Source organism: Flavobacterium sp. TC780 (assembly GCF_056783245.1).
The window spans coordinates 1-7,757 of sequence record NZ_JBXBAV010000085.1 but is presented as its reverse complement, the minus strand read 5'-3'; the positions used below and the strand labels follow the sequence as shown (position 1 = coordinate 7,757).

The window sequence follows — 7,757 nt, the reverse complement described above, 5'->3', positions numbered from 1 at the left end:
TGATTTAACATCGTTCCTTTAGGTTTACCTGTGGTTCCTGAGGTGTAAATTACATAAGCTAAATCAGTAGATTGACTGTATTGATCAAGATTTGTATCATCCTCTTTTTTATACAGTTCTTCTGTTAAATCAATATAAACCACTTTCTCTTGCGGTAAACTATTAAGACGCTCTATATGTCTTTGGCTCAATATTATTTGTGCCTGGGTATCTTCCAATACAAAATCAATGCGCTCTTGCGGAATTGTAGGATCGATAGGTACATACGCACCTCCAGCTTTTAATACCGCCAATATCCCAATAATCATTTCCAGACTTCTATCCAGACATAAAGCAATGAGCGTATCTGGCTGTAAAGTACTTTGAGTTTTTTCTTGATACTGTTCTCGAATGTAACGTCCTAACTGGTTGCTCTTTTCATTTAGCTCTTTATAACTTAATTCCTCTCCCTCATAAACCAAGGCTACATTATTTGGAGTCTTTAGCACCTGTTCTTCAAACATTTGATAAATCGTCTTATCTGTTGGATACGCCTTATCTGTTGCGTTCCAATTGTAAACAAGCTGCTGGTAGTCTGTTGGTGATAACAAACTGATTTGACGATGGGATTTGTTAGGATCTGACAATATCTGATTTAGAATATTCTCCAAGGTCGCCAAATGTGCTTTCGCTTTACTCTGCGTTAGATAATTACCATCATAATTGAACTTAATGGTTAATAATTCGCCTTGCTCAAAAGCCATTATATTTAATGGATAATCGACCTTCTCTATTGCATCTCTTAAACTTACATTCGATGTTTCTTGGTTGTCATCTCCTTCTGGCACAGGGTAGTTTTCAAAAATGAACAAACTATGAAAAAGCCGCTCTCCTTCTTTTTGTAATTTTGCCAAATCCGCAAAACTATGCGTGTTCATTTCTATAATCTTCTTTTGAATTTGCTGCAACTGATCCAAGATACTTCCCTCATTATTCCAATCAATAATCAAGGGTAATGTATTGATGTACAAACCTACACTCTCCTCTATCCCGTCAATAGGAAGTTCTCTTCCGGATATTGTAGTTCCAACTATACTCTTCAGACTATTACTATATACATGAAGCAGCTTATGCCAGATAAACTGTATCATTACATTGATCGTAATCCCTTCTTTCTGCGTAAAGGCTTTCAATTGATTGTACAATTCTCCTTTGATTTCATAACTGCTGTTGGCAGACACTTCTACCTGCTTATAAGTCTTAAAATCGATGGGATGACTAAGCAATGCACTGATATCATTGGTACCTTCTACTTCTGATAAAGTGCTTTCCCAATAACGATCTACATTATTTTTGTGCTTACCAATATAGTCTTGGGTTTGAAGATAAGCCGTGTCTTCTTTTATTTTTACCGTTCTATTATTAATCAGCTCTTGGTAATAAGAATCCAGATTGCTTAATAAAATCGGTCCGCTCCAACCATCCGATATACTATGATGCTCTGTTTTTAATACAGTATAATAATCCTCTGCCTGTTTGATAATATGCAACCTAAGTAATGTAGGTTGAGTCAAATCAAAACTCTGTTTTCGATCTTCAATCTGAATAACTTCTATTGCTGCATCTCGCTCTTCCTGAATAAGAAGATGGCTGATATCATGCAACTGATAATTTAGTTTTCCGTGCTTATAGATAATCTGAATAATATCTTCCTCCCAATTAAAAGCCGTACGCAAACTAGGATATTGAGCAATACAATACTCCCAGGCATTGATGTAAGCATTAACATCTAGATATTGGTGGTAATCAAATAGCAATTGCACACGATAAGCATCGTCTTGGCTCTGGCTCACAGCATGGTAAATAAATCCCTGTTGTAAACTGGTAGCCTGGGTAAATATGCTGTATTTCGTTTTGAGCCGATTTAGCAGCAACTTCTAACTCACTTAATAAAGTTTGACTGATTTTTATTGACTTAAAATCACTTGGGGTGTAACTACTACCTTCTTCTTCAACTTGCTCTTTGCAATGTTTAATGATTCTTATTATTGCTGTTTTAAAACTAGCTGTTAGCTGTTTTGTAGTTTCCGCTCCTAACTTGGTAACGATATTAAATCCTATTTGGCCATGACGAACATTACCATTTATACTGATAATATGATGGTCCTGATTTGCCGAATCAATACTCAAGCCACTGCTCTCTGAAGCAAACTTCCATTCTTCCTGCTGGGTATCAAATTGCCCCAAATAGTTAAAATAGATTGGAGCCACATTTTTATACGTGTACTCGCTGGAACTCTGGGTTGCAAAAGAACCAAAACCCAACCCTTTGTTAGGAATGTTACGCATACTTTCCTTAACAAACTGGATGCTCTCTTTCAGACTGTTTCTAACTTCTAATCTAACTGGGAACATTGTGGTAAACCAACCTACTGTTCGGCTGTGGTCAATGGCTGAATTGATATCTTCTCTTCCATGTCCTTCCAAGGTAATTCCTTGAATCGCCTGTCCATTAATCTCTTGAAGAGCATACGTTAAGGCTGTTAATAATAAATCATTAATCTCTGTATGATATGCTCCGGAAGCTTCCTGAAGCAATGATTTGGTCAGTAGTGTATCCAACTCAAAATGCGCTTCGCTAGGCTCATTATGATGCGCTGCCAAATGATAATCTGGCATGCCTTTTAATTGCTCTTCCCAATAAACCTCTTCTAATGGATGCTGCTTCGGATACTCTTTAACCTCTTCAACCCATTGACGGTAACTACTGCCCTTAGATGGCAAAGCCTTCCCTTCATATAGATTTTTAATATCTTCAGCTAAAATTCGCCAACTTACTCCATCCACTATCATATGATGCAGGGCAAAATGAATTCGGGCACTGCCATCTGCATATCCATACAAATAGCCTACCTGAAATAACCTTCCCTGTTCTAAATCAAAAGCACTTTGCCAAACAGTAAGAATATCATGAACTTCATCCTCCGTATGTTGACTTACATCCAAAGTCTTCAGTTCTGGCAATATAATTTCCGATTGATATTCCTGTCTCCAATTCAATTTTCCTGTTATTGGGTCCTGCTCTTTGCTGTAAACAATGCGCAGCACATCATGGTAAGCAACCAACTCCTTGATAACTGTTATTAATTGATTACTGTTTAATTCTGCAACTCTAATTAAAAAACTTTGATTCCAATGGTTCGCTCTTGACAAAGTACCATCTTCGATTTGATCAATAAACCATTGTTGTATTGGTAGAAAATCCAACTCGCCCGTTAATACTCCTTGTTCCGTTTTAAGGGTAACTTCAGATTTCTTTCTACTTAAATGATCGGCTAACTTACCAATGGTTTTGTATTCAAAAATATCTTTTACCTGACAAACAAAACCAGCCTGACGAATACGGCTCGATACCTGAATACTTAATATAGAATCTCCTCCTATGCGAAAGAAATTATCTGTTATACTAATCTTATCTATATTGAGAACCGTTTGCCAAATCTCACACAATACCGCTTCTATTTCAGAAGTAGGCCCTACATAATCTACTTCAGAAGTAGTAAATTCTGGATCGGGTAAGGCGCGTTTGTCTAATTTACCATTGATTGTTAAAGGAAAGAATTCCATTGCAACCAAGGCTGTAGGAACCATATAATCTGGTAAAACTTCGGATAGCTTCTCCATAATTGATACCTGATCAATTGTAGGCTTATCCAAATCTAATACATAATAACCCACCAAATATTTAGTAGTAGCTGCTTCAGTCTTTCTTTCTTTAGCCAAAACACACACCTGCTTGATCCCTTCAATTTGAGACATGGCATGTTCGATCTCACCCAACTCAATACGATACCCGCGAATTTTGACCTGATCGTCTCCTCTTCCAATGTATTCTAAATTTCCATCTGACAACCAGCGTACCAAATCTCCTGTTTTATATAATTTGGTGTATCCTTTTGCTTTATCAGCTTCGGTAGCAAATGGGTTGTTTACAAAACGCTCCGCTGTTAAGTCTGGACGATTCAGATAGCCGCGGGATAATCCTTGCACCACCAATATATAACTCTCCGGAATCACCCCAACTGGAACAGGTGCTTGATTACTGTCTAAAACATATGCATTTGTATTAATTATTGGTTTTCCAATTTTTGTATTTAAATCATCTTCTCGGTATTGTGCTCGTTGTATAAACTGTACCTTGGGTTGGGCCATAACATTTATCAATCTACGGCCATTACTCGATCTTTTCAAGCTGACATAATTCCCTCCTGCAACATGAATCGTTTTTAATTTATCTAATGCTAAATATTCAAACGATCTCTAATAAATCTGCAGAACTGTAAGAAGCGGAATTTCTTTGAAGCAATGTGTTTCATAAGATTTACCCTTTTGCTTAATCTCTTCTTAGAAATAATATTAGTTTACCTCCAGCAATTAATGTCGGATAATTCCGAAACAGCTCAATCAAATGATGTTGAGAATAATCTGAGAATACATCGTTTGCTGATCAATACCAAAAGCTTCAGTACTGGTAAGCAAATGCTCAAATTACCATGTGTTGATTACTCCTTTAGGTTTACCTGTAGTTCCTGATGTATAAATTACATAAGCCAAATCAGTAGATTGACTCTGTTGTCCAAGATTTGTATTGTCTTCTCTCTGATATAATTCTTCTGATAAATCGATGTGAATAACCTTATCCTGCGGAAGTAATCTTTTCATCTAAATGTCTTTGACTTAAAACAATCTGCTGCTTGGGTATCCTCCAAGATATAATCAATCCTTCTTGAGGTAATTGTGGATCAATAGGTACATAAACACCTCCAGCTTTTAACACTGCCAATATTCCAATAACCATTTCCAAACTTCTGTCCAGACATAAGGCAATAAATGTGTCGGGAGTGAGTAATTGTTGTGTTTTCTCTTGATACTGCTCTCTAATGTAACGCGCTAACTGGTTGCTCTTTTCATTTAGCTCCTGATAAGTCAATGATTTGTTTTCAAATACTATTGCTACATTATTTGGAGTCTTAGCGGCCTGTTCTTCAAATAACTCCTGAATCGTTTTGTCTTTCGAATACTCTTTATCAGTTGTATTCCAATTGTAAACAAGCTGATTATATTCTACCGAAGTAAGCAAACTAATTTCAGCTATACGCTGTATTAGGTGCTTTAGTTAACTCTTCTAAAAGATGGATATAATGATGAGTTAATCTAACTATTGTGTCTTTATCGAATAAGCTAGTAGCATAACTAATATTACCTGTAGTTCTTCCCGACTATCATCAATAAAAATAGACAAATCAAATTTTGCTATCTCATAGACATCATCTATTTGAAAAGGATTTAAATAATTTTTCTGATCATTGGATGTTCTCTCAGAAGTGCCTTAAAACCTTGTACGCCAAACAGAATCTGAAAAACAGGGTGTCTTGAGGCATCACGTTCAACATCTAACTCATCAATTAATTTCTCAAAAGGCAAGTCTTGATGCATTTGAGCTTCAATTTGATCCTGATGAACTTGTTTAATTAGTTCATCAAAACTTTGAGCATTAGTAAGCTGTGTTCTGTGCGCTTGTGTATTCACAAAAAAACCAATCAGTCCCTCTGTTTGTCTGTGACTGACGGTTGGCTATTGCAGTACCAATCACGATATCATTCTTGACCCGTATATTTACTCAGGAGAATATTCACGCTGCTTAACATCAAACTGTTTAAGGTTATCCCATGACGTTGAGCCAGTAAACGTATTTTTTGGCTGATTTCTTTATCGATTTTAAACTCCTAGGCTTTCTCCCTCTATATTCTATTTCAGCTGGTCTGGCATAATCTGTAGGAAATTCCAAAGTCTGGAATCCTGACAGTTTCTCTTTCCAATAATTTAACTGCTTTTCTAAAACTTCTCCAGTCAGATAATCGCGTTGCCACAACGCATAATCCTTGTATTGAATCTCTAATTCTGGTAAACTAAAGGTTTTATCGTCCTTAATATAAGCTTCATAATAAGCCGATAATTCTCTTTGAAATACCTCCATCGACCAGCCATCACTGGCAATATGATGGGTTGTAATGAGTAATATTGTTTTATTTAATGCATCATCAGCTGCAGATTCAATAGTATAAAACGTAATGCGGATAGGATATTCGGTACTTAAATTAAAAGGACGGTTGATATCTTCTTCAATCAAGGACTGATAATCATCGGTAGCCATTACACTAACTTCTTCGATAGCAAGCGCTTCATTGTGTACTTTCTGGATACCATGTTCCTGATCTTCGCTTTGTTCAATAGTACTTCGCAGTACTTCATGTCTTGAAACAATCTGTTGCAGGGCATATTTTACACCTTCTTTATCTGTTTCAGCATCAAGTTCAAATAAACCAGGCATATGATAAGCATTGGTACCTTGTTCATATTGCTCGATAAACCACAAACGTTCTTGGGCAAATGAAAGTGTACCTTGATTTGAATTTATTTTTGGAATAATTATTTGTGATTGTCCTGTAGCGTGAATCAATAATTTAGATATGGTTTTGTACTTAAAAACATCTGCTACTTTAACATTAGATCCTAATAATTTGCTCATACGATGCGAAGCCTGTATCGCTAAAATAGAATTACCTCCTATTTTGAAAAAATCATCTGTGATTCCTACTTGATCTAATCCTAGTAGTGCCTTCCAAATCTCACAAACGGCTGTTTCTATTTCAGTGGTTGGTGCAACATAATCTGCCTCAGAAGAAGTAAATTCTGGATCAGGTAAGGCGCGTTTATCTAATTTACCATTAATTGTTAATGGAAAAGATTCCATTGCAACCAAAGCTGTAGGAACCATGTAATCTGGCAATACTTCCGATAATCTATTTTGAATATCAACCGAAGTCATATTGCAATCCGATACATAATAACCTACCAAGTATTTAGTGATAGCGGTTTCAGTCTTTCTTTCTTTGGCCAAAACGCATACTTGCTTGATGCCTTCAATTTGAGACATGGCATGTTCGATCTCCCCTAACTCGATTCGGTAGCCACGAATTTTAACTTGATCATCATTTCTACCAAGATATTCTATATTCCCATCTGCCAGCCAACGTACCAAATCACCTGTTTTATACAATTTTGAGTAGCCTTTAGCTTTATCTGCTTCGGTAGCAAATGGATTGTTTACAAAACGCTCCGCTGTTAACTCCGAACGGTTCAGATATCCTCTGGATAAACCTACTCCTCCTAAATACAATTCGCCTATAACTCCTATAGGAACAGGCGTTTGATTAGAAGATAAAACATACACTTGAGTGTTTTGAATTGGCTTACCTATGTAAACATTTTTAGTGGAATCAGTCTCATAAAATGTAACATCAATTGAAGCCTCTGTAGGCCCGTAAAGGTTGTGCAATTTCGACGATTGATCGTATAGATTCTTATATGTTTGTTCAACAGTATTTTTATTTAATGCCTCCCCACTACAAAATATCTGTCTAATAGAAGCATTAAATTTATCTTCTTTACTAAATAGATAATGATTGTAAGCCTCTAACATGCTTGGAACAAAATGAAGAGTCGTAACTTTTTCTTTTTGAATCAATTCATGTAAATAGTCACTGTCTTTATGACCTTCTGGTTTGGCTATAACAATTTTAGCACCATACCAATTAGCCCATAAAAGTTCCCATACAGAAACATCAAAGACATAAGGTGTTTTTTGTAAAACAACATCCTCTAAATTTAATGAATACATATTTTGCATCCACTCAATTCTATTAACAATACCCGAA

Annotated in this window: 7 protein-coding genes; all 7 read right to left on the bottom strand. The window is 36.2% G+C overall.

Annotated elements, in window-relative coordinates:
* Window positions 1–1,832 (bottom strand): condensation domain-containing protein (locus AC1RYN_RS08310; RefSeq protein ID WP_481806590.1); only part of this gene is annotated, 1,832 nt, incomplete at its 3' end.
* Window positions 1,786–4,230 carry a condensation domain-containing protein gene (locus AC1RYN_RS08305; RefSeq protein ID WP_481806589.1) on the bottom strand — a complete coding sequence of 815 codons (2,445 nt, stop codon included), beginning with the start codon at window positions 4,228–4,230 and terminating at the stop codon, window positions 1,786–1,788. The genes AC1RYN_RS08310 and AC1RYN_RS08305, both read right to left, overlap by 47 nt.
* Before the next feature lie 297 nt (window positions 4,231–4,527).
* Window positions 4,528–4,701, bottom strand: a complete 174-nt coding sequence (locus AC1RYN_RS08300; RefSeq protein ID WP_481806588.1) for an AMP-binding protein — start codon at window positions 4,699–4,701, stop codon at window positions 4,528–4,530.
* Window positions 4,676–5,119, bottom strand: a complete 444-nt coding sequence (locus AC1RYN_RS08295) for an AMP-binding protein (protein WP_481806587.1) — start codon at window positions 5,117–5,119, stop codon at window positions 4,676–4,678. Before AC1RYN_RS08295 ends, AC1RYN_RS08300 begins: the two co-directional genes overlap by 26 nt.
* A 206-nt stretch (window positions 5,120–5,325) precedes the next feature.
* A complete protein-coding gene (locus AC1RYN_RS08290) occupies window positions 5,326–5,568 on the bottom strand; it encodes a condensation domain-containing protein (RefSeq protein ID WP_481806586.1) in 243 nt (80 codons plus the stop codon).
* A 68-nt stretch (window positions 5,569–5,636) separates the two neighbouring features.
* The gene (locus AC1RYN_RS08285) at window positions 5,637–5,705 is read right to left on the bottom strand and encodes a hypothetical protein (RefSeq protein ID WP_481806591.1); all 69 of its coding nucleotides are present in this window, start codon (window positions 5,703–5,705) and stop codon (window positions 5,637–5,639) included.
* A partial coding sequence (locus AC1RYN_RS08280; protein WP_481806585.1) for a condensation domain-containing protein occupies window positions 5,702–7,757 on the bottom strand: 2,056 nt, incomplete at its 5' end. The genes AC1RYN_RS08285 and AC1RYN_RS08280, both read right to left, overlap by 4 nt.

Bases quoted from the DNA above. Each gene is read 5' to 3' on its own strand.
- AC1RYN_RS08300 (WP_481806588.1), bottom strand. From the start codon at position 4,701: ATGAAAAGATTACTTCCGCAGGATAAGGTTATTCACATCGATTTATCA.